At 71.0% G+C, this 25,168-nt stretch carries 27 protein-coding genes; 7 read left to right on the plus strand and 20 right to left on the minus strand.

Going from position 1 to position 25,168, the window contains the following annotated elements:
• Positions 1-50: 50 nt before the first annotated feature.
• The 11 genes from FLW16_RS07555 to FLW16_RS43525 all read right to left on the minus strand — a co-directional run bounded on the left by FLW16_RS07555 (position 51) and on the right by FLW16_RS43525 (position 8,941).
• A complete protein-coding gene (locus tag FLW16_RS07555; RefSeq protein WP_142559006.1) occupies positions 51-1,712 on the minus strand; it encodes a catalase in 1,662 nt (553 codons plus the stop codon).
• A 389-nt stretch (positions 1,713-2,101) separates the two neighbouring features.
• The gene (locus FLW16_RS07560) at positions 2,102-2,524 is read right to left on the minus strand and encodes a VOC family protein (protein ID WP_142559008.1); all 423 of its coding nucleotides are present in this window, start codon (positions 2,522-2,524) and stop codon (positions 2,102-2,104) included.
• Positions 2,521-3,462 (minus strand): AraC family transcriptional regulator, encoded by a 942-nt coding sequence (locus FLW16_RS07565; protein WP_142559010.1) that lies wholly within the window; start codon positions 3,460-3,462, stop codon positions 2,521-2,523. The genes FLW16_RS07560 and FLW16_RS07565 overlap by 4 nt, the downstream gene beginning before the upstream one ends.
• A 102-nt stretch (positions 3,463-3,564) precedes the next feature.
• Positions 3,565-3,873, minus strand: a complete 309-nt coding sequence (locus tag FLW16_RS07570; protein ID WP_142559012.1) for an HPr family phosphocarrier protein — start codon at positions 3,871-3,873, stop codon at positions 3,565-3,567.
• A 10-nt stretch (positions 3,874-3,883) separates the two neighbouring features.
• The gene (locus FLW16_RS07575) at positions 3,884-4,924 is read right to left on the minus strand and encodes a zinc-dependent dehydrogenase (RefSeq protein ID WP_142559014.1); all 1,041 of its coding nucleotides are present in this window, start codon (positions 4,922-4,924) and stop codon (positions 3,884-3,886) included.
• Positions 4,921-5,388 (minus strand): PTS sugar transporter subunit IIA, encoded by a 468-nt coding sequence (locus FLW16_RS07580; RefSeq protein WP_142559016.1) that lies wholly within the window; start codon positions 5,386-5,388, stop codon positions 4,921-4,923. Before FLW16_RS07580 ends, FLW16_RS07575 begins: the two co-directional genes overlap by 4 nt.
• The gene (locus FLW16_RS07585) at positions 5,381-5,689 is read right to left on the minus strand and encodes a PTS lactose transporter subunit IIB (protein WP_076431715.1); all 309 of its coding nucleotides are present in this window, start codon (positions 5,687-5,689) and stop codon (positions 5,381-5,383) included. The genes FLW16_RS07580 and FLW16_RS07585 overlap by 8 nt, the downstream gene beginning before the upstream one ends.
• Positions 5,690-5,693: 4 nt before the next feature.
• Positions 5,694-6,875: a PTS mannitol transporter subunit IICB gene (gene mtlA / locus FLW16_RS07590; protein WP_142559018.1), complete on the minus strand. Its 1,182-nt coding sequence runs from the start codon at positions 6,873-6,875 to the stop codon at positions 5,694-5,696.
• 110 nt (positions 6,876-6,985) lie between these two features.
• A complete protein-coding gene (gene pfkB / locus FLW16_RS07595) occupies positions 6,986-7,951 on the minus strand; it encodes a 1-phosphofructokinase (protein ID WP_142559020.1) in 966 nt (321 codons plus the stop codon).
• A complete protein-coding gene (locus tag FLW16_RS07600) occupies positions 7,948-8,709 on the minus strand; it encodes a DeoR/GlpR family DNA-binding transcription regulator (RefSeq protein WP_142559022.1) in 762 nt (253 codons plus the stop codon). The genes pfkB and FLW16_RS07600 overlap by 4 nt, the downstream gene beginning before the upstream one ends.
• A gap of 64 nt (positions 8,710-8,773) precedes the next feature.
• Complete coding sequence (locus tag FLW16_RS43525; protein ID WP_185949302.1) at positions 8,774-8,941, minus strand: hypothetical protein; 168 nt, start codon at positions 8,939-8,941, stop codon at positions 8,774-8,776.
• 48 nt (positions 8,942-8,989) lie between these two features.
• On the opposite strand from FLW16_RS43525, the gene FLW16_RS07605 reads away from it, so the two are divergent.
• A complete protein-coding gene (locus FLW16_RS07605) occupies positions 8,990-10,105 on the plus strand; it encodes a transcriptional regulator (protein ID WP_142559024.1) in 1,116 nt (371 codons plus the stop codon).
• 65 nt (positions 10,106-10,170) lie between these two features.
• Here the strand turns inward: FLW16_RS07605 and FLW16_RS07610 are convergent, their stop codons facing one another.
• Positions 10,171-12,126, minus strand: coding sequence for a Xaa-Pro dipeptidyl-peptidase (locus FLW16_RS07610; protein ID WP_142559026.1), 1,956 nt, complete (start codon positions 12,124-12,126; stop codon positions 10,171-10,173).
• A gap of 303 nt (positions 12,127-12,429) precedes the next feature.
• Positions 12,430-13,677, minus strand: a complete 1,248-nt coding sequence (locus tag FLW16_RS07615) for a discoidin domain-containing protein (RefSeq protein ID WP_142559028.1) — start codon at positions 13,675-13,677, stop codon at positions 12,430-12,432.
• Between the two features lie 335 nt (positions 13,678-14,012).
• On the opposite strand from FLW16_RS07615, the gene FLW16_RS07620 reads away from it, so the two are divergent.
• The gene (locus FLW16_RS07620) at positions 14,013-15,341 is read left to right on the plus strand and encodes an MFS transporter (protein ID WP_221890936.1); all 1,329 of its coding nucleotides are present in this window, start codon (positions 14,013-14,015) and stop codon (positions 15,339-15,341) included.
• Between the two features lie 310 nt (positions 15,342-15,651).
• On the opposite strand, the gene FLW16_RS07625 is transcribed toward FLW16_RS07620, so the two are convergent.
• From FLW16_RS07625 to FLW16_RS07635, 3 genes are read right to left on the minus strand one after another with little or no spacing between them, the layout of a single operon-like run.
• Positions 15,652-16,248, minus strand: a complete 597-nt coding sequence (locus FLW16_RS07625; RefSeq protein ID WP_221890937.1) for a TIGR03086 family metal-binding protein — start codon at positions 16,246-16,248, stop codon at positions 15,652-15,654.
• Positions 16,245-16,721, minus strand: coding sequence for an SRPBCC domain-containing protein (locus tag FLW16_RS07630; protein ID WP_142559032.1), 477 nt, complete (start codon positions 16,719-16,721; stop codon positions 16,245-16,247). Before FLW16_RS07630 ends, FLW16_RS07625 begins: the two co-directional genes overlap by 4 nt.
• The gene (locus FLW16_RS07635) at positions 16,718-17,050 is read right to left on the minus strand and encodes a helix-turn-helix transcriptional regulator (protein WP_221890938.1); all 333 of its coding nucleotides are present in this window, start codon (positions 17,048-17,050) and stop codon (positions 16,718-16,720) included. The genes FLW16_RS07630 and FLW16_RS07635 overlap by 4 nt, the downstream gene beginning before the upstream one ends.
• 107 nt (positions 17,051-17,157) lie before the next feature.
• Between FLW16_RS07635 and FLW16_RS07640 the strand changes: the two genes are divergently transcribed.
• Both FLW16_RS07640 and FLW16_RS07645 read left to right on the plus strand, forming a co-directional pair.
• Positions 17,158-17,931 (plus strand): bifunctional 2-polyprenyl-6-hydroxyphenol methylase/3-demethylubiquinol 3-O-methyltransferase UbiG, encoded by a 774-nt coding sequence (locus FLW16_RS07640; RefSeq protein ID WP_260614986.1) that lies wholly within the window; start codon positions 17,158-17,160, stop codon positions 17,929-17,931.
• A gap of 155 nt (positions 17,932-18,086) precedes the next feature.
• Positions 18,087-19,049, plus strand: coding sequence for a hypothetical protein (locus tag FLW16_RS07645; protein WP_142559035.1), 963 nt, complete (start codon positions 18,087-18,089; stop codon positions 19,047-19,049).
• 289 nt (positions 19,050-19,338) lie between these two features.
• On the opposite strand, the gene FLW16_RS07650 is transcribed toward FLW16_RS07645, so the two are convergent.
• Complete coding sequence (locus FLW16_RS07650) at positions 19,339-20,733, minus strand: MFS transporter (RefSeq protein WP_260614987.1); 1,395 nt, start codon at positions 20,731-20,733, stop codon at positions 19,339-19,341.
• Between the two features lie 209 nt (positions 20,734-20,942).
• Here FLW16_RS07650 and FLW16_RS07655 point away from each other — a divergent pair, with 209 nt between their 5' ends.
• The 3 genes from FLW16_RS07655 to FLW16_RS07665 all read left to right on the plus strand — a co-directional run bounded on the left by FLW16_RS07655 (position 20,943) and on the right by FLW16_RS07665 (position 23,243).
• Positions 20,943-21,677 (plus strand): TetR/AcrR family transcriptional regulator, encoded by a 735-nt coding sequence (locus tag FLW16_RS07655; protein WP_185949304.1) that lies wholly within the window; start codon positions 20,943-20,945, stop codon positions 21,675-21,677.
• Positions 21,678-21,682: 5 nt separating this feature from the next.
• The gene (locus FLW16_RS07660; RefSeq protein ID WP_260614988.1) at positions 21,683-22,138 is read left to right on the plus strand and encodes a GNAT family N-acetyltransferase; all 456 of its coding nucleotides are present in this window, start codon (positions 21,683-21,685) and stop codon (positions 22,136-22,138) included.
• Positions 22,139-22,277: 139 nt separating this feature from the next.
• The gene (locus tag FLW16_RS07665) at positions 22,278-23,243 is read left to right on the plus strand and encodes a DUF4232 domain-containing protein (RefSeq protein WP_221890939.1); all 966 of its coding nucleotides are present in this window, start codon (positions 22,278-22,280) and stop codon (positions 23,241-23,243) included.
• Between the two features lie 265 nt (positions 23,244-23,508).
• Here FLW16_RS07665 and FLW16_RS07670 read toward each other — a convergent pair whose 3' ends face one another.
• The 3 genes from FLW16_RS07670 to FLW16_RS07680 form a co-directional block, all read right to left on the minus strand.
• Positions 23,509-23,910: a DNA-binding protein gene (locus FLW16_RS07670; protein WP_142559039.1), complete on the minus strand. Its 402-nt coding sequence runs from the start codon at positions 23,908-23,910 to the stop codon at positions 23,509-23,511.
• A complete protein-coding gene (locus FLW16_RS07675) occupies positions 23,907-24,155 on the minus strand; it encodes a hypothetical protein (RefSeq protein WP_142559041.1) in 249 nt (82 codons plus the stop codon). The genes FLW16_RS07670 and FLW16_RS07675 overlap by 4 nt, the downstream gene beginning before the upstream one ends.
• 543 nt (positions 24,156-24,698) lie before the next feature.
• On the minus strand, positions 24,699-25,168 hold a 470-nt coding region (locus tag FLW16_RS07680), incomplete at its 5' end, for an IS5 family transposase (protein WP_142559043.1).

A 25,168-nucleotide genomic window follows, 5' to 3' on the forward strand; every position in this document is an offset into this window, starting at 1 on the left:
GCGGCCCGGCCGGGGAGTCCCCGGCCGGGCCCTGATGCGTACGGCGGATCTCACATGGCGGGTACGGTCGCCCGCTCGTTGGGGACGCAGTGCGTCATCTTCAGGCCCGAGACGTCGCGCGGGCCGTTCTTGCCGAGGTTGGACAGGCGCTCCCTGTCCTCGTCGGTCAGGTCCTGGCTCGCCAGCGGCTCCAGGTGCTTGACGTCGTCGGGCGTGATGCCGAGCCCCTCGCCGACGCGCAGCCCGAGGTCGTCCTCGACCAGCAGGAAGTGCCAGACCATGCGCTCCTGGATCGGCCGGTCGCACTGCGACAGCATGGTGACGAAGTTCTCCACCAGGTCGTCGCGCTCCCACTGCTCCATGAGCAGGTAGCGCTGGCCCGCCTGCTTGTAGTCGTTGGTCCGCGGGATGCGCTTGCGGGTGAGCCTGCCGACGATCTCCGGGCCCTGCTCGTCGTGCGTCGGGAACTGCCCCTCGCGCAGTCCGCCGGTGATCGAGGGCTCGTAGTTGACGTGCGGGTTCTCGCCGCCCTGGTCCTGCTGGTAGGTCATGAAGCCGTCGCGCTGGTTGGTCCGCACGTCGGCGTTCCTGGCCTGGTTGACCGGCAGTTGCAGGTAGTTCGGCCCGACGCGGTAGCGCTGGGTGTCGCTGTAGGAGAACGTGCGTCCCACCAGCATCTTGTCGTCGGAGAAGTCCAGCCCGTCGACGAGGACGCCGGTGCCGAAGCCGATCTGCTCGTTCTCGGCGAAGACGTTGTCCACGGTCCGGTTCAGGACCATCCGGCCGACCGGCTTGGCCGGGAAGTCGTTCTCCGGCCAGACCTTGGTGTCGTCGAGCGGGTCGAAGTCCAGCTCGGGGTGCTCGTCGTCGCTCATCATCTGGACGAGCAGCTCCCACTCCGGGTAGTCGCCGCGCTCGATGGCGTCGTGCAGGTCCTTCGTGGCGTGGCCCAGCTCGTGGGCCTGGATGCGTGCGGCGTCCTCGGCCGTCATGCTCCTGACCCCCTGCTTGGGCATCCAGTGGTACTTCACGAGCACGGTCTCACCCCGCTCGTTGACCCACTTGTAGGTGTTCACCCCGAAGCCCTGCATGTGCCGGTAGTCCGCCGGGATGCCGCGCGGGCTGAACAAGTTGACGATCATGTGCATCGTCTCGGGGCTCTGCGACATGAAGTCGAAGATCCGGTTCGGCTCCTGCCGGAAGGTGACCGGGTCCGGCTTGAGCGAGTGGATCACGTCGGGGAACTTGATGGCGTCGCGGATGAAGAACACCGCGAGGTCGTTTCCGACGAGGTCCCAGTTGCCGTCCTCGGTGTAGAACTTCACGGCGAACCCGCGTGGGTCGCGGGCGCACTCGGACGAGTCGCGCCCCCCGATCACCGTCGAGAACCGCACCGCCACGTCGGTGCGCTTGCCGGCTTCCTGGAACAGCTTCGCCCTCGTGAACCGGGCGATCGGCTCGTCGCCCCACATGCCGTACGCCTCGAAGAAGCCGTACGACGTCGTGCCGCGCGCGTGCACCACCCGTTCCGGGATGCGCTCCCGGTCGAAGTGACTCATCTTCTCCAGGAACTGGTAGTTCTCGAGAGTGGCCGGGCCGCGCGCGCCGACCGTCCGCTGGTTCTGGTTGTCGTAGACCGGGTGCCCTTGACGGTTGGTCAGCACCGGACGCTCGTCCCCGGGCTCCGGCCCCTTGCTCGACACGTCCGTCATGGGACGGCTCCTCTCGCTATTTGATCTCATTTGAGCTGTTTGTCCTCTTCAAGACCCCCCTTTCCGCTTTTTGTCGGGGTATTCGTCTCGGTGCCTCAGGAGAGGAGATCCTGGAACGTCCGGAGCACGCGGGGGAGGGATCGCAGGGCGCCGCGCCCCGGGAGGAGTACAGCGTGACCGGGACCCGGGGCTTCCAGCCGGTGCAGGTCGTGTCGTACGGCGCCCGGAACGCCTGGCCGGGTGTGTCGTACAGGTGATGGAGGCGGCGCAGGCCGCGGTGGCGAGCAGGCGCTTGGAGAGGGGGTTCGTCATGGCCATGGCGGTAGGTTCCGGCGGTGATCACGGCCCATCCCGCGCACCGCCGGAACCACGGTGGGGAATCCCCTGCCTCACCCCGTAGCGGTGGCCTTCCGCGGCTCGCCGCGGTAGGTGCCGAACGACCAGAGGTTGTCCTCCGGGTCGCGGACGGCGAACTCGCGGGAGCCGTAGTCGGTGTCGTACGGCTCCTGGACGACCCGCGCCCCGGCGGCGGTCGCCCGGGCGAACAACGCGTCCGGGTCGTCGGTCACGGCGTACGCGCCGAACGAGCCGGGGGTGAGGCTCCACTTGTCGTCCGGCGTGTCCCGGACGCTGCCCAGCATGATCCCGCCGCCGTGCGGCCAGGAGAGCTGGGCGTGGTCGACGCGGTCGCCCTCGCCGTACACGGCGGTCTCCTCGAAGCCGAACGCCTCGACGAGGAAGGCGATCAGGGCGCGTGCGTCCCTGGCCCGCAGCGTGGGCCATACCTGCGGTGCTGGTGTGGTGTCGTTCATGCCACCGAGTCTGGCGGGCCGTCCCCCGCCCCGGCTTGGACGTTTCGGAACAACTCGCCGCCGTGGCCGCCCTCCTCGGCCAGCCATCGGCTGGGCGAGCACCCGGCGAGGCCGCCGAACTCGCGGGCGAGGTGCGCCTGGTCGTAGAACCCGCACTCGGCCGCCGCCTCGGCCAGCGTGAGCCGCTGTCCGGACGCCACCGCGCCCTGAAGCAGGCGGCGGACCCGGTCGAACCTGACGACCCGCGCCGCCTCCTTGGGGGACAGGCCGATCTCCTCCCGGAACCGGCCGTTCAGGTGCCTGGTGCTCCAGCCCGCGTCGCCGGCGAGACCGGACACGGTGACCTGCCCGCCGGCGGCCAGCATCCGCCGCCACGCCCGCGCCACCTCGGGCGGATGCGCCCGCGTGGGGCGGGCGTGCCGGGACAGGACCGCGTCGAGCATCGCGAAGCGCTCGTCCCAGCCGGGCGCCTCCAGCAGGCGCTCGCGCAGCTCGCCCGCCAGCCGGCCGAGCACCTCGGCGCCGTCCAGGTCGAGCCCCGACAGCTCCCCGGCGGGCAGCCCGAGCAGGGCCCGCGCGCCGAGCGGCGTCAGCGCGAGCTGCACGCCCGACTGCCGCCCGTCGTGCCTGATCAGGGCGGGGCTGGTGTGCAGCCCCCCGACCAGCGTGTCGTACGACCCGGGCGGGGTGCGCGGATCGGGGTGCGCCGCGACGACGAGCGGGTCGTCGAGCGTGACGATCATCGTCAGGTAGGGCGACGGCAGGCCGCGATGCGTGGCCGGCGGGACTCCGGCCTCGCGGTAGCCGCTGTACCACGCGACCAGCGGGCGCAGCGCGGGAGCGGGCCGCCGGTGGAGAAAGAACCGGTGCAGGAAGCGTGACTCGTCGCGCTCGTCGCGCTCGTCCGCGTCCGTCCTCCGCCGTGTCCGCGTCGCCATCGGATGGTCCTCCTTCCCCGCCCTCCCAGTCTCCACGAAGGGGAGCGCGGGGGCCATCTTCGCGGGCGACGACGGCCGCGCCGGTCAGGCGGGTCGGGCGGGTCAGGCGGCTCCGGCTCCGGCGTCCGGGGTCCCTTCGGCCCCCTCGGCGTCGAGGTCACGGGACAGCAGGTCCGCGAGGGCGGCGAGGGCCTCCTCCGCCCCCGGTCCTTCGGCCTCCAGGGTGACCTCGGTGCCGTGCCCGGCCCCGAGGGTGAGCACGCCCAGCATGCTGTTGGCGGGGACGGCCTTCCCGCCGCCGACGCGGATGCGCACGGGCGCCGCCTGCCGCGCCGCCGCCTCGACGAAGATCTTGGCGGGGCGGGCGTGCAGGCCGGAGCGCGAGGCGACCGCCACTGTCCTTTCCGGCATCGGGTTCCTCTCAGGGCTCGATGGTGACCTTGATGGCGGCGCCGCGGGCGACGACGTCGATGGCGTCCATGACCTCGTCCAGGCCGAGGCGATGGGTGATCAGGTCGGCGACCGGCACCGCTCCGTCGGCGATGAGCCGCAGGGCGCGGGCGTTGTGCGCCGGGCTCGACCCGTTGGCGCCGACGATGGTCAGCTCCCGGTAGTGCACCAGGTTGGAGTCGCAGGCGATGATCGGGTCGTCCTTCGGCAACCCGCCGAAGAAGCTGATCCGGCCCTGCCGCGCGGCCATCTGCAACGCCTGCTGCTGGGCCGCGCCGGAGGCCGCCGCCGTGATCACCACGTCGGCGCCGCGGCCTCCGGTCAGCTTGAGCACCTCGTCCACGAGGTCGGTCTCGCCCGAGCAGATCGCCGCGTCCGGCCGTACGAGGTCGGCGGCCATCGTGAGGCGTTCGGCGTTCAGGTCGGCGAGGAACACCCGGGCCGCGCCGCGCGAGCGGGCCAGCCGCACGTGCAGGCAGCCGATCGGGCCCGAGCCGACGACGACCACGTCGTCGCCCTCGCCGACGCGGGCCAGCTCCTGCCCGTTGAGCACGCAGGCGAGCGGCTCGGCGAGGGACGCCTCGGCGAACCCCACCCCGTCAGGGATGCGGTTGAGCCCGTCCACGGCGAGCACCTTGGCCGGCACGACCATGTACTGCGCGAAGCCGCCGTCGTAGTGGTAGCCCATCGACTCCTGGTCGGGGCAGACCGTGAGGTGGCCCCGGCGGCACTCCTCGCACTGACCGCACGGGATCGCGGCGATCACCTGCACCCGGTCGCCCGGGCTCCAGCCGGTGACGCCCTCGCCGAGCTCCACGATCTCCCCGGCGATCTCGTGGCCCATAACGCGGGGCGGCCTGATGTGGTGGTGCCCGAACCGGTAGATCTTCACGTCCGTGCCGCACGTCGAACAGTTGCGCACGCGGATCTTGACTTCGCCGGGGCGGGCGACGGGCTCGGGCACCTCCTCCAGGCGGATGTCCCCGGGAGCGTGGAAACGGGCGACTTTCACTCGGAGTCTTCCTCTCCGTCCGGTTGCAGCAGGTGGATGACCTCGTCGACCTCGGTGGCCGCGCGCAGGGCCGCGGCGCGGTCCGGGTCGAGCAGGATCTGGGCGAGCTGCGACAGCAGCCGCAGGTGGCCGTCCCCGCGGGCGGCGATGCCGACGCACACCGTCACCCGCTCGCCGTGCCAGTCGACGCCCTCGGGGAAGCGCAGCACGCAGACGGCGTCGTGGCGGACCGCCTCCTTCGAGGTCAGCGTGCCGTGGGGGATGGCGACGCCCTCGCCGACGTACGTGGAGATCGACCGCTCGCGTTCGAGCATGGCCTCGATGTAGCTCCCGTCCACCGCGCCGACCTCCTGGAGGACCGCTCCGCACTGCCGGATGGCGTCCTCGACGTCCGCGGCGGTCGCGGCCGTCCGTACGGCGCGGGGATCGAGGGGGAGCGGGGCCGTCCCGGCCCGGTCAGCCATCGATCGTGCCCCCGTTCTTGATGGCGGTGACGACCCGGGCCACGGCCGGGTCGCCGATGAAGACCTGGAACGGCACGAGCACGACGCCGGGGGCGCTCGCCCTGGCCCGGTCGGCCAGCCCGGTGTGGCACACGATCACGTCGGCGTCCCCGGGGATCGAGTTGACCGGGGTGTGCTCCACGCTGACCGGGGTGCCCTTGAGCTGCTTGCGCAGCGTGCTCGCCAGCATGACGCTGCTGCCCATGCCCGCGTCGCAGGCCACGATGAGCTTGCGGACGTCCTTGCCCTCGATGCTGGACACGGTTCTACGCCTCCTTGGTGGCGGGCACGCTCTCGGCCGCCGTCTCGCCGGTTGTGTCGCGGCTCTCGTCGCTCGTGATGGTGGTGTCGCCGGTGCCGTCCGGGATGGCCGCCTGCGCAGGCTCGTCCGCCTGGTCGCCGTTGGCGCGGCCGAAGCCCAGCAGCGCGGCGGCGACGGCGAAGGAGACGGCCGTCGCGACCACGATCCCGGCGATCACGCCGAACCAGCCGCCCTTCGGGGTCACCGCCATGTAGGCGAAGATGCTGCCCGGCGACGGGGTCGCGACCAGGCCCGCCCCGGTGACCAGGAAGGTGAGCACGCCCGAGGCGCCGCCGGCGATCACCGCGAGGATCAGGCGCGGCTTCATCAGCACATACGGGAAGTAGATCTCGTGGATGCCGCCGAAGAAGTGGATGATCATGGCGGCGGGGGTGCTGGGACGCAGCGACCTCGGGCCGAACAGCAGGTAGGCGATCAGCAGGCCGAGGCCAGGACCGGGGTTGGACTCCAGCATGAACAGGATCGACTTGCCGTGCTTGACCGACTCGGCGACACCCAGCGGCCCGAGCACGCCGTGGTTGATCGCGTTGTTGAGGAACAGCACCTTGGCCGGCTCGATGATGACCGAGGCGATCGGCAGCAGAGAGTGGCTGATGAGCCACTCGACCCCGCTGCCCGCCACCTCGGTGACCTTCTCCACGACCGGGCCGATGGCGAGGACGCCGGCGATCGCCATGACCGCGCCGACGATCCCGGCGGTGAAGTTGTCGACCAGCATCTCGAAGCCGGCCCTGGTCCGCTCCGAGGTGAACCGGTCGACGTACTTGAGGATCAGCGCGGCCAGCGGACCGATGATCATCGCGCCGAGGAACATCGGGACGTCCGCCCCGACGACCACGCCCATCGTGGCGACGGCGCCGACGACCGCGCCGCGCTGGGCGTGGACCATCCGGCCGCCGGTGTAGCCGATGAGCACCGGGAGGAGGGTGCTGATTATCGGGCCGACGAGTTCGGCGAGTGTCTTGTTCGGCAGCCACCCGGTCGGGATGAACAGGGCCGTGATGAGGCCCCAGGCGATGAAGGCGCCGATGTTGGGCATGATCATCCCGGCGAGATGGCCGCCGAAGCGCTGGATCGTGGCCCGCACACCGGTGCCGTGGACGGTGGGGGTATAGGGCGTGGCCATTGACGTGCTCCTTCCGGGGCGACCGGCCTGGCTGGCCGGTTGGTGGGGGGTGGCGCTCATCCCCCGGGTATGAGCGAAGCGAATGAATCGGGAGGGACGGTGCGTCGCGCTCAAACGCCCCCGAGCGCCGAGCGAGGGGGTGGCGTGAGCGGCCGGGCCGGGTCGGGGGGACCGATCCGGACGTGTGTGCGATCGATGTCGGCAGGGCGGGGCATCCGGCTGCCGGGCAGCCCCACGGCCGCGCCGGCCCAGGCGAGGCCCTCGGCGAGGGCCGCCTCGCCGCGGGCCCCCGCGGCGAGGAAGCCCGCCAGCAGGGCGTCACCCGCGCCCACGCTGCTGCGCGGCTCCTCGACCGCGCATTCGCCGTACCAGACCTGTTCGTCGTGCTCGACCAGCAGCGCGCCGTCCGCCCCGAGGCTGGTCAGGACCGACCGCGCGCCCATGGCGCGCAGCTTGCCGACCGCGTCGAGCACGTCGCCGACACAGGCGATCGACGTGCCGGTGGCCTCGGCGAGCTCGTCGCGGTTCGGCTTGACCAGCGCGGGGCCGGCGTTCACGGCGGACACGAGGGCGGGGCCGCTCGTGTCGACCGCCAGGTTGATCCCGGCGTCGGCGAACCGGCGGCACAGCCCGGCGTAGACGTCCACCGGCACACCGGGCGGGAGGCTGCCCGAGGCGACCACCCAGTCGGCCGACCGTGCGGCGTCGAGCACGGCGCCCGCCAGCGTGTCCAGCTCGGCGGGGGTCAGCGCGGTGCCCGGCTCGTTCACCTTGGTGACGGTGCCGTCCGGCTCGGCGATCGCGACGTTGGACCTGGTGGGGCCCTCCACCGGCACGGGGATCATGTCGATGCCCTCCGCCGACAGCAGGTCGAGGAGCCGGCGCCCCTCGCTGCCGCCGTACGGGATGACCGCGCACGACCGGACGTCGTTGGCCAGCAGGGCCCGCGACACGTTGACGCCCTTGCCGCCCGGGTCGAGGTGGGTGGCGGCCGCCCGGATGACGGCCCCGCGGGTGAGCGCGCCGACCTCGATCGTGCGGTCGAGGCTGGGGTTGAGGGTCAGGGTGAGGATCATGCGCGGACCACCTCCGGCCCGGCGGCGGCCAGCGCGGCGGCCTGGTCGGGATCGAGCCCGCTGTCGGTGATGACGACGTCGATCTCGGCGAGCGTCGCGAAGCGCGCCAGGTAGGTGCCGGAGAACTTCGTGTGGTCGGCCAGCAGGACGGCGCGGTCGGCGCAGGCGATCATCGCCCGCTTGATCGCCGCCTCGGCCGGGTCGGGGGTGGTCAGGCCCTTGGCCACCGAGCAGCCGTTGGTGGCCATGAAGGCCACGTCGACGTTGAGCTGCGACAACTGCTGGATGGCCCAGTCCTCCACGGTCGCCAGCGTCCGGCCGCGCACCCGGCCGCCCAGCATGAGCACGGTCAGGTTGGGGCGGGCCGCCAGCGTCGTGGCCAGCGGAGGCGAGTTCACGACGACGGTGAGCTCGCGGTCCGGCGGCAGCGCCTGTACGAGCCGGCTCGTCGTGGAGCCCGCGTCGATGACCACGGAGCCGTCCTCGGGGAGTTCGGCCAGGGCGGCCTTGGCGATGCGCTCCTTCTCGGCCGTCAGCACCTCGTCCCTGGTGGCCAGGGCGGGCTCGAACCCCAGGCGCTCGACCGGGATCGCGCCGCCGTGCACGCGCCGCAGGACGCCCGCGCGCTCCAGTGCGGTCAGGTCGCGGCGGATCGTCTCCGTCGTGACGCCGAACCGCTCGGCCAGCGTCACCACGTCGACCCGGCCGGCGTCGCGGGCCGCCCGCAGGATCTCCTGCTGCCGCTCCTCGGCGTACATCGTGTTGGTTCACCGCCGTTTCGATGTTGTTTCGTATGTGTTTATACCCGCATGTGTTGGAGGGTCAAGGGTGGTGAACGTAACGAAAAGGGCACCCGGTGGTGTGAGGAAGATCGCGGGCGCCGCTCATCGCCTGGTGCGTCCGCGCGTCGAGGCGGCGGACGAAATCAACGAACTTCTCCAGTTGGTCGTCGTCGTAGTCGGAGACGACCGCCAGGAACTCCGACTCCACCGTGGCGAAGACCTCCTCCCTCGCATGAGTGGCTAGAGTGCTGGACTCGTGAGATCGAGGGGGGAGGCGCGGATGCGGCCGTCGGGACCGGAATGGGCCGAGGTGCGGCGACGCCTGGACGGGCACCGGCACGAGCTGGCCGTGGCGGCGGATCGGCTCTATCCCGGGCTGGCCAGAGCCGGATCGACCCGTCTGCTCACCCGGGACGGCTGGACTGCGACCCCATGGACCCTGGCCACGCCGCTCGACCTGCGCGAGGTGCGGCTCGGCTGGGTGGAGGACGCTCCCGCCCCCGCCGTCACGGGCCGTGAACCGGAGGCGGCGGCCCTGCTTCCGGAGGGCGCCGGCGCCTACGCGGACGCGCTGGGGGCGCTCGCCCGCCCCCGGCTCTTCGAGGACCGCACCTGCTACCGGCTGCTGGAGGTCGCCTGGCCGCAGCTGACCTTCACCCGCGCACGCTACTTCGACGGCGTGAGCGTGGGAGAGGTGGCCGCCCACGAGTTCGCCGCGCACGAGTTCGCAGGGGATGGCGACGGGCAGCCGCCGCCGTTCCGCGCCCTCGTGGGCGACCCCACCGACCTGCGCCGGCGGCCCGCGCTCTGCGCGATCTCGACGCTCACGCTGCGCCACGACCGCCGTACGGGGGAGACGTCGTTCGTCCTGCACTGGCGCGACCCGGCCAGGGTGGCGCACGGCGGCGCGCTCTTCCAGGTCATGCCGGTCGGGGTGTTCCAGCCCGCGCACGAGGCCGCGGGCGCGGAGAAGGCCGACCTCGACCTGTGGAAGTGCGTGGTCCGCGAGTACGCCGAGGAGTTCCTCGGACGGGGGGAGGAATACGGCGACGGCTTCGACTACGAGAGCTGGCCGCTCTACCGGCTGCTGACGGACGCCCGCGAGGACGGGCGGGCGCGCTCTCTCGTGCTGGGCGTGGGGGTCGATCCGCTGACCTTCGCGACCGACTTCCTCACGGTGACCGTGCTGGAGGCGGAGACGTTCGACGCCGTCTTCGGCGAGGTCGCCGCGTCCAACAGCGAGGGACAGGTCGTCGGCCGCGTCCCGTTCGACGCGGAGACGGTGCGGCGGTACGTCCGCGACGAGCCGATGCAGGCGGCGGGCGCGGCCGTGCTGGACCTCGCCTGGCGGCACCGCGAGGCTCTGCTATAGCCACACGCACACCGTCCCCGCCGGCCGATCAGGCCGAGGGGGACGGCGTGCCGCGAGGAGGACGGTCAGCTCTCGGGGGTGAGCGCGCCGGCGCCGCCCACGATCGGCAGCGTCACCGTGCTCTTCGTCGTGTCGAGGTGCAGCCGCGCGCCGGGGGCGGGCCGGATGGTGTACTCGTAGTCGCTCGACAGCAGCACGACCCCGATCCGGTGCCCGGCGGGGAAGACGTAGTCGTGCGGCTGAAGGTCGAAGTCGAGGCGGTAGGGCGTGCCGGGCTTGACCGGCTCGGTCCGTGAGATCGACTTGCGGTTCTGCGGGTCGATCCAGCCCCGGGTGATGATCTTCGCCTTGCCGTTCTGGTCGTAGTCGACGAGCAGAGCCGTGACGTTCGCCGCCGGCTGGTCGAAGGACATCCGCAGCGACACCCGCGGCGTGCCGCTGAGCCTGGCGGCCGCGGTCAGCGCCTCCGACTTGTACGCCAGGCGGTTGGGCGAGGCGGCGGCGTCGGCGAGGGTCTGCGCCCGCTTGGTGGCGTCGTCGACGATCGTCTCGGTCACCGGCCTGCCGACCCGGGTCCTGTCGGAGGTGAGGACGCCGGCCGCGCCGCCGGCGCCGGGCGCCAGGTTGAGCTCGGTGTCCGCGGCGGCCGGGTCGGGCCACTCGGCGTACTGCACCAGGGTCCTGTCCTCGCGCTGCACCAGGGCGCGGGGGTCGTTCTCCACGCCGTTCTGGTAACCCCACAGATAGCGGGTGAACCAGCGGTTCAGCACGTCGACGCTGGGCGAGCCGCCGTGGCCGCCCTGGTGCAGGTAGATCTTGTGCGGCACCCCGCGCGCCCTGAGCGCCTCGTACCACTGCGCGGCGTGCTTGGTCTTGACGTTCCAGTCGTTGAGGCCGTGCGCGACCAGCACCGCGGCGTGGACGTTGCCGACGTCGTTCATGTAGTTGCGCTCGTCCCAGAAGGCGTTGTAGTCGCCGGTGGTGCGATCCTGCGCCTTCGCGAGCTCCTCGATGACGCTCCGGCAGACCTGCTTGTCCGCGCGCGTGTAGACGTACTCCGCGAGCACGTCGGTGTCCTCGCCCTGGTAGCCGCCGGGGGCCACGACGGCGCCGTTCGCGCGGTAGTAGTCGTACCAGCTGGAGATCGCCGAGATCGGCACGATCGCCTCCAGCCCCTCGACGCCGGTGCTCGCGACCGCGTTGGGCAGGGTGCCGTTGTACGAGGTGCCGATCATGCCGACCTTGCCGGTCGTCCACGTCGCCGCGACCTCCCGCCCGGAGGCGTCGTACGCCTTCGCGTGGCCGTTCAGCCAGTCGACGACGGATCTGGCGCCGATGGTCTCGTTGCGCCCGCCGGTGGTCGGGCAGCCGTCGGACTTGCCGCTGCCCAGCGACTCGGCGTGGACCACCGCGAAGCCGCGGGGCAGCCAGTTGGACTCGTGGCTGGTGCTGATGACCGGCTGCGGGCCGCTCGCCGCGAGGGAGGCGTCCGCGCCGCCGGCCCCGGCATCGTCCGCGGTCGCCGCGGCCAGCCGCTCGTCGGCCGCCGGGTCGAGCGCCTTGCCGCCGCGGTTCAGCCAGCCCTTGCCCGGGCGGAGCGCCTCGTTGAGCTCGTGGTCGACGTCGTGGTTGGTGATGGGGTTGCCGCCGGCGTAGTAGGGGCTGACCTCGTACACGACGGGCGACTTCAGGCCGGCCGTCTCGGTCTCCTTGAGCCGGGTGACCTCGGCGTGCACCCGGTCGTTCCGCCCGTCGCCGTCACTGTCGACCGGGGTCTCGACCCACACCTCCTCGCGGATCCAGTCGTTCCTGTTGGACGAGAACACCGGCTGGGCCATGCCGTCCTGGAACACAGGTCCTGCAGGGGCGGCCGCGCCCGCGGGGGCCGGGTTCACGGCGAGCCCGGTGACGGTCGTGGCGACGGCGAGGCCCAGCGCCGCCGCGCCCCGGCGTGCGGCTCCCGTACGGCGTGACGCGGCTGGCGGGAGGAGACCAGGCGTCACCCGGCGCGATGAGGACATCGGCAAACCTTCCAGAAACGATCGGGGGGATTCGGGCCGGGGGATTCGGCCCGTAGAGGGCGATGCTAGGGACGCAAGTGCCGAATGTCTTCGGACGACCGTTCTGTCTTGATCGCGACGGTTTTCGACAGATGTCGAAATCTGTCTCGACGCGACGCCGGAGGGCCGGATGGTGATCGCTGCGCACGACGTACCCGTGACGGGTGGCCCTGGCGGCCTCGCCGAGAGACCGCCAGGTGATCGCCCCCGCGCCCGCCGAGGAGCGCTGACGGGCCGGGAAGGGCCGACGGGCCCGGAAGGGCGTCAGTAGCCGTAGCGGCTCTTCAGGTGCCGCCAGACGTCGCGCAGCATCCACGCGTCGAACTCGGTGATCGACGTGGCGGAGCCCGCCTTCATGAGGAAGCAGCACTGCCCGGCCGGGGTCCAGTCGTAGAAGTCGTCCAGGCCGAAACCGTGCCCGATCTCGTGGAGGAGGATGTGGATGTCGTCGCTGCCGAGATTGTCCACCAGATACTCGCTGCCGACGCGCTGTCCCCAGGCGCCTCCCATGCCGCCGTTCATGCCCTCGGTGAGCCACAGGGACATGTCGTAGTGGTGGGATGCGCCGCCCGGGCAGTCCGGGTAGGCGCCCGACTGGTCGAACAGGCGTCCGCACGGCTCGGCGCACTGCGGCGCGTTCTCGCGCATGTCGCCGACGTACACGTCCACGGAGTCGTCGCTCCACTGCAGCGTGGCGCGGTCGCGTACGGCCCAGCCGACCACCTTCACCGGCACGTCCGTGTACGGCCAGCCGTTGTGGCCCGCCATCACGTCCATCCACTTCTTGAACGACCTGGCCAGCGCGGCGTGGATCTTGTCGCGCAGCTCCGCGGAGACCGGGGTGCTGGAGTCCCAGCGGACGCAGTAGTTGACGCTGCCGCCGTTGGCCATGATCTGGTCCCAGCCGTAGTTGCGGTAGCCGTACAGGTCGGGGTAGGTGGACTCGACGTGTCGCCAGACCTCGTCGAGGGGCGCGACCAGGTCGGCGGGCGGGCTCCAGCCGCTCTGCCGGCCGGCGGCGTCGGCGAGCGCCCTGATCTCCAGCAGCCCGACCGACGCCTGGCCGCTGCGCAGGACGACGCGCAGCCGGGTGGTGGTGACGGCGGGGAACGTGACGGTGTTGTAGGTGTCGGCCGCGGTCGGGTAGGAGGCGGCGATGTCCACGTACGCTCCGCCGTCCCAGCTCTGGAGCTTCCACGAGGCCGGCAGCCGGACGCCGCCTCCGTCGTCGAAGAAGTAGACCTGCACCGAGGAGATCGTCTGGGCGGACGGCCAGGTCAGCTGGGCCCACTGCTCGCCGGCCTCGGGCCAGGTGCCCCAGCGGCGGTTCCGGGTGTCATCGGAGCGAGCCGGGTCGACGCCGTCGTTGACGGCGGCCACGCTCTCCCAGGGGGAGGTGTAGGAGGCGGAGGCGGTGGCCGACGGGGCCACGTTCGCCACGGCGGCGTCGGCACGCGCGGGCGCCAGCAGGAAGCCTGCGACCAGCGCGAGAACGGCGAACAATCGCCTCATGCATGTCTCCTTCGCGGCACGGTGAACGAGCGCTCACCGTGCCGCCGTCGGGGGGAGTGCTGTGGAGCGGGAGTGCTCCGAGTTTTTTCCGCCACAAAAGGGGTGTCAAGCCCCCAACCGGAACGATGTGACGGACGGGATCGCGAGCCGGCAGGGTCGCCGCGGCTTCCCGGGGCCACACAGGGCGACCCGGTTGATTTCGGAAGAAGTCGCTGATTTTAGGATGACCTGGTCGTTTGAGGGTGGCGAGGTGGTTTCCGGGATGACAGCGCGTGGATGACAGGGCGGTTGGGGACCCGCTGGTTCCCCATGACGGGGTGGTCCGGAATGAGCCGGTGCCCCGGGACACGGCGGTGGTGCGGGACACGGCGGCGCCGAAGGGCGATGGAGCACGGCGGAGCCCTGTGCGGCGGCGGCAGGGCCGCGCCCGGTCCGCCACGTGGACGCGCCGCCTGGCGGCCACCGCCCTGGTGCTGGCCGCGCTCAACCTCAGGCCCGTCGTCACCAGTCTCGGGCCCGTGCTCGAAGAGGCCCGCGCCGCCCTCGGGATGAGCGCCACCGTCGCCGGGCTGCTCACGTCCGTGCCGGCGGTGTGCTTCGCACTGGTCGGCTCGGCCGCACCCCGCCTGGCCCGCCGTCACGGACCGGAGGCCGTCGTCCTCGCCGGGATGGCGGCGGTCGCGCTCGGGCTCGCCCTGCGTCCGTTCGTCGGCAGCACCCCGGTCTTCCTCACGCTGAGCGGCCTCGCACTGGCCGGGATCGCGGTCGCCAACGTGCTGTTGCCGGTCGTGGTCAAGCAACGCTTCCCGGACAGGGTCGGCATGATGACCGGCCTGTACTCCATGGCCCTCAACCTCGGCGCCTCGGCCGCCGCCGCCGTCACCGTCCCGCTCGCCGGCGCGCTCGGCGGCGACTGGCGTGCCGGTCTCGGGGCCTGGGCCGTCCTCGCCGCCGTCGCCGTGCCGCCCTGGGTCGCCCTCGCCCGCGACGGCCGGCGGCCGGCCAAGCAGCAGACCGGGCAGCAGACCGGGCAGCAGACCGGGCAGGAGACCGGGCGGGCGCTGGGCGGGGACGCCGCCGCGGGGGCCGGAGCGCACGTACGGGTGACCCGCAGTCCCATGGCCTGGGCGCTCGCGGTCTTCTTCGGCCTGCAGGCCACCTCCGCGTACGTCATCATGGGCTGGCTGCCCCAGGTCTTCCGTGACGCCGGGCTGTCCGCAGAGGCCGCCGGCCTGCTGTTCGCCGTCACCTCGGTGCTCGGAGTGCCGCTGTCCTTCGTGCTGGCCGCCGTCGCCGGACGGCTGCGGAACCAGAGCGGCATCGCTGTCCTGCTCGGAGCGTTCGGGGTCGCCGGGTACGCCGGCCTGTGGGCGGCTCCCGCCGCCGCGCCCTGGTTGTGGGCGGTGCTCCTCGGCGTGGCCAACTGCTCCTTCCCGCTGGGGCTCACCATGATCGCCATGCGCGGCCGGGACGGCGCGACGGTGATCCGGTTGTCCGCCTTCGCGCAGAGCGTCGGCTACCTGCTGTCGATCCCCGGTCCGATCCTGGTCGGAGCGCTCTACCAGCACACCGGCGGCTGGCAGGGGCCGCTGGCCTTCGTGGTGTGCCTCATGGTGCCGCAGATCGCGGCCGGATACTTCGCGGGCCGCGACCGGCAGATCTGAGCGGGGCGCGTTCCGCCTTCACGCCTTCCCGGCGCAGCGGTGGGCGGCGACTTCCCGCGGCAGCCCCAGCATCCGGAAGAACAAGGCGTCCATGGCACGGCCGGGCAGCACGCGCCGCAGCCGGGTCAGGAGCCTGGCATGGCCGCCGCGTCCGGCGGCGGCCCGGCGCCCGGCGGCCGGCGCCGGCCCGGCACCGCCGACCTGGTCCGGGCCCTGACCGGCTGGTGCGGCGCGGCCGTCTGACGGCGGTGCGGCCGGCGCGTGCCCCCAAACCCCGGCGAGCGCCCGGGTCCTGATCGGCGTATGCGTCTCACCGAGGCCGCCACGTGGGGTCGCGACCGGTCAGGCCGAGCAGCCGGTCCAGCGGCGGGGCGTCGCCGGGCACGGGCACCGGCGGTCCGAACAGGCCGGGGCTGCCCTGGGGGTGCTCGGACACGACGGCGCCGACCCATTGGTAGGCCCGGTGCACGGCCTCGGCGAGAGCGGGATCGTCGGCGGAGTAGGCCGCGCCCGTGGAGACGGCGAGGTCCCAGCCATGCACGATGATCTCGTCGAGCGCGGACGTTCCTGCGACGTCGGCCGGCAGCACGCCGCCGCCGATCTCGGCCGTGCCGGTCCACGCGGACGGTTCCCGCCATGCCTCGGCCAGCTCCGCGAGGCGGGCCGGTATCCGGTCGCGCCAGTCCGCGCCCAGCCTCGACGCGTCCGGCACCGGCGGCCTGCCGCCTCCTTCCAGCGGGATCTTGCGCGCCGCCGCGGTGAACGCGACGCAAAGGCTGTCGATGTGATCGAGCAGCTCGCCGACCGTGGTGCCCTTGCATGGCGTCGGCCCGGTGAGCCGGTCGCCGGGGACGTTCCGGATGATCGCGGCGAGCCTGTCCGCCGCGGGCCTCAGGTCGGCCGTCACCGCTTCACGACCAGGGTGAGCCGGTCGAGAACGCCGTCCCATCCGCCGCCGATCTGGTCGGCGACGTGCGGCATCGCGGCGGCCAGCGCGTCGAGCCGCTCGTGCAGGAGGGTCATGTGCGTGCCACCGTCCGCGGTCTCGCTCAGCTCGACGGTGAGCAGGGAGTCGAACATCGGTCCTGCCTCGCGGCCGGGACCGGTGAACCCCCAGCGCCAGACGATACGGCGGTCCGGGACGAGCTCCAGCAGTTGCGCGTCGAAGCCGCCGATCGGCTGGTCGGAGGAGGTCTGCCAGATGCGGTAGCGGCCGCCCACCCGCTCGTCCACCTCGGCCCGCACACCCTCCAGGTCACCGGGCGCGAGCCACAGCCGCAGGACGTCCGGATCGAGCCAGGCGCGGTAGACGGTGTGCGGGGGTGCGGCCAGCGTCCGCTCCCGCCGTACGGCGGGGTGGGTCGCGGACTCGGCGATCATGACGCCTCCTCGGGTGTGTGCGCGGGTGGGGGGTCGAGGACCTGCTGCAGCGCGTCCAGGCGGTCATCCCAGAACCGCTCGTAGAAGCGCAGCCACTCGACGGCGCTCGCGAGAGGGCCGGACCGCAGCCGGCACACGTGCCGGCGTCCCACGACCGTGCGCTGCACCAGTCCGGCGTTCTCGAGCACTTTCACGTGCTTGGACGCCGCCGCCAGCGACATCCGCAGCGGCTCGGCGAGCTCCCCGACGGTCAGTTCGCCGGCCGCGAGCCGGCGCAGCATGGTGCGTCGCGCGTCGTGAGCCAGGGCGTGGAACACCTCGTCCAACACTGATCGATCCTCAACCACATGGTTGACGATAACGGCACGCGACGCAGACGCACAACCAGATGGTTGAACTTTCTGGGTGATAAATCGTTGGACAGCGCCGTACGGCGATGGTGATCGTGGGGAGCATGCGGCAGGAGGAGATCTGGAACACCGACGTCGCCCAGCACTACGACACGCCGGGCACCGGGATGTTCGCGCCCGAGGTCCTCGGGCCGGCCGTCGATCGCCTCGCCGATCTCGCGGGCGAGGGGCGGGCGCTCGAGTTCGCCATCGGAACCGGCCGTGTGGCCGTCCCGCTCGCCGAGCGGGGGGTGCCCGTCACCGGCATCGAGCTGTCACGTCCGATGATCGACCAGCTGCGTACGAAGGTGGATGAAACGAAGATCCCGGTCGTCGTCGGCGACATGGCGACCGCCGTGGCTCCGGGGGAGTACTCGCTCGTCTACCTCGTCTACAACACCATCTCCAATCTGCTCACCCAGGCCGAGCAGGTGGCGTGCTTCCGCAACGCAGCGCGCCACCTGACGCCCGGCGGCCGCTTCGTGATCGAGCTCTCGGTGCCCGAGCTGCGCAAGCTGCCACCGGGCCAGGAGGCCGTGGTGTGGCATTGCGAGCCCGGCTACATCGGCCTGGACACCTACGATTTCCTGCGCCAACACCTCGTGTCGCACCATTTCAGGTTCGACGAGAGCGGACAGGCTCAGCTGTTCCGCAGCCCCCACCGATACATCTGGCCGGCCGAGCTCGATCTCATGGCTCAGCTGGCCGGGTTCGAGCCGGAGGCCAGGCACGCGGACTGGATCGGAACCGAGTTCACCGCCGAATCGCGTTCGCACGTGTCCGTCTACCGCATCCCACCCGGTCGAACTGTGTCGCAGTAGGGCCGGCGCCGGCATGAACAGCGCATCAGCGGCGGCCGGAGAATTCGTTTTCGCGGCGACGGCCGAAATGCGGGCGAGCGGGCCGCGCCGCCGGCCGTAAAGGGAGAGCCCCGCGAGGCGACCGCCTCGTGGGGCAGGAGGGTCCAGCAGGTTCGATGTGCGGTTATCCGGTCCTTGCTGCTGCCTCGCTCTCCCTGCTGCTGATGCCGCTACCGCGGTCCGCGTTCCTCGAATCGGCCGCGTTCACGGCCGCGTTCCTCGAACCGTCCGCGCTCGCGTCCGGGCTCTTCCATGCGCCCGCGCTCGCGTCCGCGCTCTTCGAACCGTCCGCGTTCACGGCCGCGTTCCTCGAACCGTCCGCGCTCGCGTCCGCGTTCTTCCATGCGCCCGCGCTCGCGTCCGCGTTCCTCGAACCGTCCGCGCTCGCGTCCGCGTTCTTCCATGCGCCCGCGCTCGCGTCCGCGTTCCTCGAATCGGCCGCGTTCACGGCCGCGTTCCTCGAACCGTCCGCGCTCGCGTCCGCGTTCTTCCATGCGCCCGCGCTCGCGTCCGCGCTCTTCGAACCGTCCGCGCTCGCGTCCGCGTTCTTCCATGCGCCCGCGCTCGCGTCCGCGCTCTTCGAACCGTCCGCGTTCACGGCCGCGTTCCTCGAATCGGCCCCGTTCACGGCCGCGTTCGCGACCGTAGTGGCCGTACGTCCGGTGGCGCTCACGGCCACGGCACCTGCCTCCGGGGCAGGGCTGCGTCGGGTTCTGCATGACCTGTGCGGTGCTGCCGGCCGCATTGACCGGTTGCGTCTGCATCGTCACCGGGACGATGAGGGCCGACGCCGTGATCGCGCCAGCAGCCAGTGCTTCCTTGAGCATGAGTATCACTCCGTCGACTCCGTGACCGTCGCCGGGAAACACCCGGACGCACGAAGCGCGAATCGATCCATCGAACCTTGGATCCAGACCCTGATTCTCACGCTAGAGGTAACAAAAGGCCCCGTCACCCAGCAATGCGCAAACAACCGCCTTTCGCAACAGAAAACAAATGTAATCGGAGGTGTTGTCGGTCCGTTTCCACGTGCCGACAATTCCTTTACGCGGGTGGCTGGATTCCTTCCACATCATTGAGGCGCATTGGTTGTGATCGCACATACTCGGCCGGGGTCCCGTCTCCGGCCCCTTCCGGGTTATTACGGTGAGTCGCTGACCGAAAGCGCGCGGGTTCTCGAGGTTGCCGTGACCGCCGCCGAGGAAGCGGGGCCGGCGCACTGGTCCTGCGGGTCGTCGGCGCTCTCGCGGGTCTGACGCCGCTCCCGGCGATGGTCGGACGGGATCGCGCACTTCTGCCGACCGGTCCGATCGACCGGAACCGTGTCCGGACCGCGGTGCGGCGACCGCGAGATCGCGCCATGGCCGGCTATTCCGGTTCGGGGACCAGGTCGTGACCGCCGTGCTCCGCCGGTGTCGCTGTGCTCGTACGCGGCAGGACGGTGAAGGCGATGAGGGCGGCAGCGACCAGGAGTACGGCGCCGAGTGCTATGCCGAGCGCGTATCCCTCGGTGAGGGCCTCGATCGTGGTGCTCTGGCCGGTGCGCGCATGGGCGGCCGTGCCGAGAGCGGCCAGTCCGAGCGATGCGCCGACCTGGCGTGAGCTGGAGAGCAGGCCGGAGGCGGTGCCCGTCTCGCTCGGCGCGACACCCACGGTGGCGGCCGAGACGACCGGTCCGAGGCAGAGCCCGAAACCGACGCTGGTGACGAGCGACGGGCCCAGGACGTCGGTGAGGAAAGAGCCGTCGGCACTGATCAGGCCGAACCAGGCGAACCCGGCCGCGGTCACCAGCCCGCCGATGATCAGCAGGGTGCGGAGCGGGAGACGGTAGCCGAGTTTGATGGCGGCCGCGGCGCCGGCGACCACACCGATCGCGAAGGGCAGCAACTGGATCCCGGCCACGGTCGGACTGGCCTTGAGCACTTGCTGGAGATAGAGGGACGCGAAGTAGAAGGATGACGCCATGGCGGCGCCGAGGAGGAGGTTGTAGGAGTTGGCGCCGGCGACCGAGCGGTTGGTCAGCAGGCCGAGCCGGATCAGCGGGTCGCGGGTGGTGGTCCGCTCGACGTAGACGAACGCGGCCAGCAGCGCGACGGCGCCCACCAGGGTCGTCAGGGTGACCGGCGAGGTCCACGCGTACTGGTCGGTGCGGACGACGCCGAACACGAGCAGGGACATCCCGGCCGTGGCCAGGATGGCGCCCAGCACGTCCGGGCGGCCGCCGGGAGCCGTGGGTGGAGCGCCGGTGACACCCCGCCAGGCCAGGGCCAGCGCGATGACGGCCATCGGGACGCTGACGAACATCACCCAGCGCCAGCCCGCGTACTCGGTGAGCACACCGCCGATCAGGACGCCGAGGGCGCCGCCTGCGGCGTTCACCGCGCTCCATATGCCATAGGCGCGGACACGGGCCTTGCCGGAGGGGAAGGTGACGGTCAGCAGCGCCAGCGCGGCCGGAGACAGCGCGGCGGCCCCGATGCCCTGCAGGGCGCGGCCGGCCACCAGATGGCCGGGCTCCTGCGCGAAGCCGCCGGCGAGGGAGGCGAGGCCGAAGACGGCGAGCCCGAGCAGCAGGACCCGCTTGTGGCCGTAGCGGTCGGCGATCTTGCCGCCCAGCAGGAGCAGCCCGCCGAAGGTGAGGGCGTAGGCGTGGATCACCCAGGTCAGGCCCACTGCGCTGAAGCCGAGGCCGGCGGCGATCCGCGGGAGTCCGAGGTTCACGACCGACAGGTCCACCGACACCATGAACTGCACGACAGCCACCGCGGCAAGGGTGAGCCCTGGCCGAGCGGCCGTGCGAACGACCGGGTGTCCGCTCGCTGATCTCGTGTCTGTCACCGTTCCTCCATTCTCTGGCCGGTTCTCGGACGGCACTTTTCGTACACGTACTGAAAGTACAGCGGAACCGGTTCGGTGTCGACGGCCGAAGCCCCGGTTGGCGGAAGGGAGCGGCCGGACGAAATGATGGGACGGTGTCCCGACGCAATGCCCCGCACGGCCGCACCGGCCGCCCGCCTGTGACCTCCCGAGCGCAGATCCTGGACGCGGCTCGTCGGCTCATCGGCCGGGACGGCTGGGAGAAGCTGAGCATTCGCCGGCTGGCCGCGGAGCTCGGCATCGGGACGATGACCCTTTATCACCACGTACGGGACAAAGAGGACCTACTGCTTCTGCTGATCACCGAATACGCGGACCAGGTCCCGCAACCCGACCTGCCCAGCGAGCCGCGGGACCGCATCATCGCGACCGCCACCCTGATCCACGACGCCCTCGCGGCCTGGCCGTGGGCCGCGGAGGTCCTCACGGCCGACGGGTTCATCGGCCGGCTCGGCGAATCAGTGTGGATGGTCGAGACCATCGTGGCCGGAGCCATCGATCACGGATGCACGCCCGACCAGGCCGTGCACGTCTTCCGCCACATCTGGTACTACACGGTCGGCGAGATCCTCGTCCGCGCCCACTCCGCCGCCCAACCGGCGGACGCCGGGGGACCCACCGACCGCGGCCCCCTCTTCAGCGACCTCGACAAGTCGCGGATGCCACGCCTGGTCGCCCTCGGCGATCGATGGCGAACGCTGTCCGCGCAGGACACCTACTCCCAGGGACTACGGGCCCTCGTCGACGGCCTGCTCGCACAGGCCACGCCGGAAACGCCACGCCAGGTCAGGCTCCCCAGCCCGGCGGAGCCCGGTTCGAGGACATCGTGATCACGTTGGACTGGAGTCTTCGACCGGCGTCGATGGCGGACGTCGAGGCGGTGGCCGAGTTGCGGGCCGTGGTGCTCAAGGCGGATCTCGAGCGGCTCGGCCGGTACGACGAGCAGCGCGTACGGCAGCGGCTCCGGGCCGGATTCACACCGGCGCACACCTGGACGATCGAGGTGAGCGGTGTTTTGGCCGGCTGCGTGGCGCTGCGGCCGGCCGACGGCGCCTATTGGTTGGAGCACTTCTACCTGGCCCCGGACCTACAGGGCGGCGGCATCGGCTCTGCCGTGCTGGGCATGCTCCTCGAACGGTGTGATCGAGAAGGCGCCCTGATCCGGCTGAACGTACTGCAGGGCAGTCCGGCCCGGCGGCTGTACGAGCGGCACGGGTTCACGGTCGAGACCGAGGACGAGGTGGACGTGTTCATGGTGCGTGATCCGGCCCCGGCTGCGCCTGGTCATTGATCACTCGGACACCCGAAGCCACGCCGTCACCACCGTGGGCGTCCGGCCGCCGTATGGGTCGACGCGTTCCGGCATCGGATGGGTGCCGCGGCTCGGCAGCCCGTCGTTGTAGCCTGAGATCTCTATGCGTCACGCTCGGATGCGTACCACTCCCCGCAGTCTTCCCGCCGTGCTCGCCGGCGTCCTGGTCCTCTCGGCCTGCGGATCGGAGAGCGTCGCCGCATGGAGCGACGGCTCGCAGCAGACGCAGGGACCCGACTCGGCAGACCGGCGCGGTGACCCTTCGTGCGGTGTCCCGTCCACCGGTACGCCTGCCACGTCCGGCACTTCGGCACTTCCCGGCGGCTCCGAGGATCTGGAGAAGGACGGCGTCAAGATAACCGGCCTGGGCGGACGGTCCCGCAACTGCGACCTCTCTCCGTTCTCCGCCGAGTTTCGGGTCACCAACCACGAAACCGAACCCTTCACGTACACGATCACCTTCGCCTTCGTGTCCCGTTCCGGAGAGGTGCTGGCGGGTGCGGAAAAGACGGTTCCAGCGGTCAAGCCCGGTCAGACTGTGGAGCGCACGGTCGCCTTGGACGAGCTTCCTCCGCAGACGTCCTCCCCGGTGGGTGTGCGAATCGCCAAGGTCAGAAGCGTCCCGGCGGACGAGGCGCCCGCCGCGGCGGGCCCCTGCCCGCCCTCCGGCATCCGCGTCACCTTGGGCAACGGCGACGCCGCCATGGGGCTCCGCGTCGTGGGGCTCCATCTGGAGAACTGCTCAACCCGCGCCTACCATCTCAACGGCTACCCGCAGCTCCAGCTCCTCGACGAGGACAGAAAGCCCGTCACCAGCGTCGAGGTCCTGCACGGCGGCGGTGACATCTCCACCGTGACCGGCTTCGACGACCCGCCCCGGCCGGTGACCCTGAAGCCGGGCCAGAGCGCGTCCGCCGGCCTGATGTGGCGCAACACCGTCACTGTCGGCACTCCCGTGAACCTGCCGTACGTCAGGGTGAACGCGAAGACCGGTGCTCGTCCTGTGACGGTGACGCCGGAGCTCGATCTCGGCACCACCGGGAAACTCGGCGTCAGCCCATGGAAAAAGGACGAGGTCCCATAGACCCTGTCGAAGCACCGGCTTCGAGTCTGGTCCAGGTAGGGGCCCCGCCGGTTGCGTGCGGCTGCTTCCGGCGGCTGTCGGCTGCATGTCCGGACACGAAACCGTAGGTGAGCCGCAGATGGCTGGTCGTACGTGGTAGGGCGGGAGGGGCCTGAACCCACGGCCCACGGATTTCGAGTCCGCCCGATCAGCGACTGACGACGTCTGGATATCAGCATGGCCCAGCGAGTACAACAAACCCTGGCCGGTGGCGGGTGTCGCTCGTTCAGATGCCGATGAGTCGGACGCGGTTGCCGCACAGACGGACCATGTCGTCCACATCGGAGGTCAGCATGGCCACCGGGCCCGGTTGGCGCAATGCCACCTCGGCGATCGTCGCGTCGATCGCGTACTTGTGGCCGTGCAGGCCTGTGGCCTTGAGCAGCTCAGCGGACCTCTTCGCTGCACTCTCGGTCAACGGTTCGACCTTCACGCGGGAGAGCACCCACTGCAGCCGCGGCATGTCCACTCGTGTGTGGCTGACTTCCACAATGGTGTTGGCGCCGATGACGAAATCGGCACCCATGGAATGAAACACTTGGAACATGGCGAGGATCTTGCGGTCCTGTGCGATCCAGGCGGAGAGCCCTTGAACGTCGAGGACGACGGTCTCGACACGCTCGATCACGCCGCACTCGCCGAACCGCCGGAACCCGCCGTCCCGAAGATACTGGCGCGGGCCTCGGCCAGTTCCTCGTCGGTGAACTCCCCATGCTCCTCCTGGTGATGCAGCAAGTCGCCGGCCAGGAGTTGGTGCCGCAGTTGGCGTGCCACCGCCTCGGCGACATAACCCGAGACGTTGTCGGTGAGCTTCTTGAGCTCGGTGACCTGGTCTTTCGGCAGTGTCACCGTGATGCGTGTCGTGTCGGCCATGGATTAATCATACCGAGGTATGCATGTCGCGAGGTGGAACGCACCCTGCCGTTGGCCCGGTCACGTCCCGCTGAGTGGTGTAACTCCAGCCGATCATGTGAGGTCGGCGAGTTGTATCGGAACGTTGTGACTATGACGCGGCCAGAGCGGTCGGCGCCAGCGGTTCGGTCAGATCTCCATTTGAGTCGCCGACCTACAGCTGCATGCCCAGTAACCATGATCCATGGGGGAAACCGCAGCTCAGGCAGGGTTTCCTTGATCAAACGTGGTAGGGCGGGTGGGACTTGAACCCACGACCCACGGATTATGAGTGGATGATTCTTTGGCGTGCGGGGATAGCGACTGAGCTGCTGCTGAGCAGGCACCGGAGCGAGCGAAATTAAAGATCATCCCGCGTATATCCCGCGAGGAGGCGACCAATCCAGCGCGTCCGCGCGCACCTCCGCCCGCCTGATCGTCCCGTATGCCTCGACCCACCGCGAAGCGGCAGCGGGCCGGCGACGAAGGGGCAAGCCCGTCTTCGTGTGTACGTTAGGGCCTGTCTCAAAGCCTGGTGAGCCAGTCGTTGATGGCGGTTATGTGGATGGCGGCTTGGTAGCGGACGGCGAGTTTGTCGTATCTGGTTGCGATGGCGCGGTGGCGTTTGAGCCGGTTGATGCCGCATTCCACAGCATGACGGGCGCGGTAGTCGCGGGCATCGAAGGCGAAGGGTCGACCGCCGCGGCTGCCCCGCCGTAGGCGCGCGGCGATGCGATCGGCTGGTTCGGGGATGGTGCACCTGATCCCGCGACTGCGTAGGTGGGCGCGGATCGCCCGGGAGGAGTAGGCCTTGTCCGCGCGCACCACCTCAGGCCGGGTGCGGGGCCGGCCGGGCCCGAGCCGGGGAACGCGGATGCCGGCCATGACCGCCTCGAACTGTGGGGCATCGCCCCGCTGTCCGGCGGTCAGTACCAGCGACAGCAGCCGCCGGCCCTGCTCGCAGGCCAGGTGCAGCTTGGTCGACAGGCCACCGC

The sequence above is a fragment of the Microbispora sp. KK1-11 genome (assembly GCF_006874435.1).
Lineage (GTDB): Bacteria > Actinomycetota > Actinomycetes > Streptosporangiales > Streptosporangiaceae > Microbispora > Microbispora catharanthi.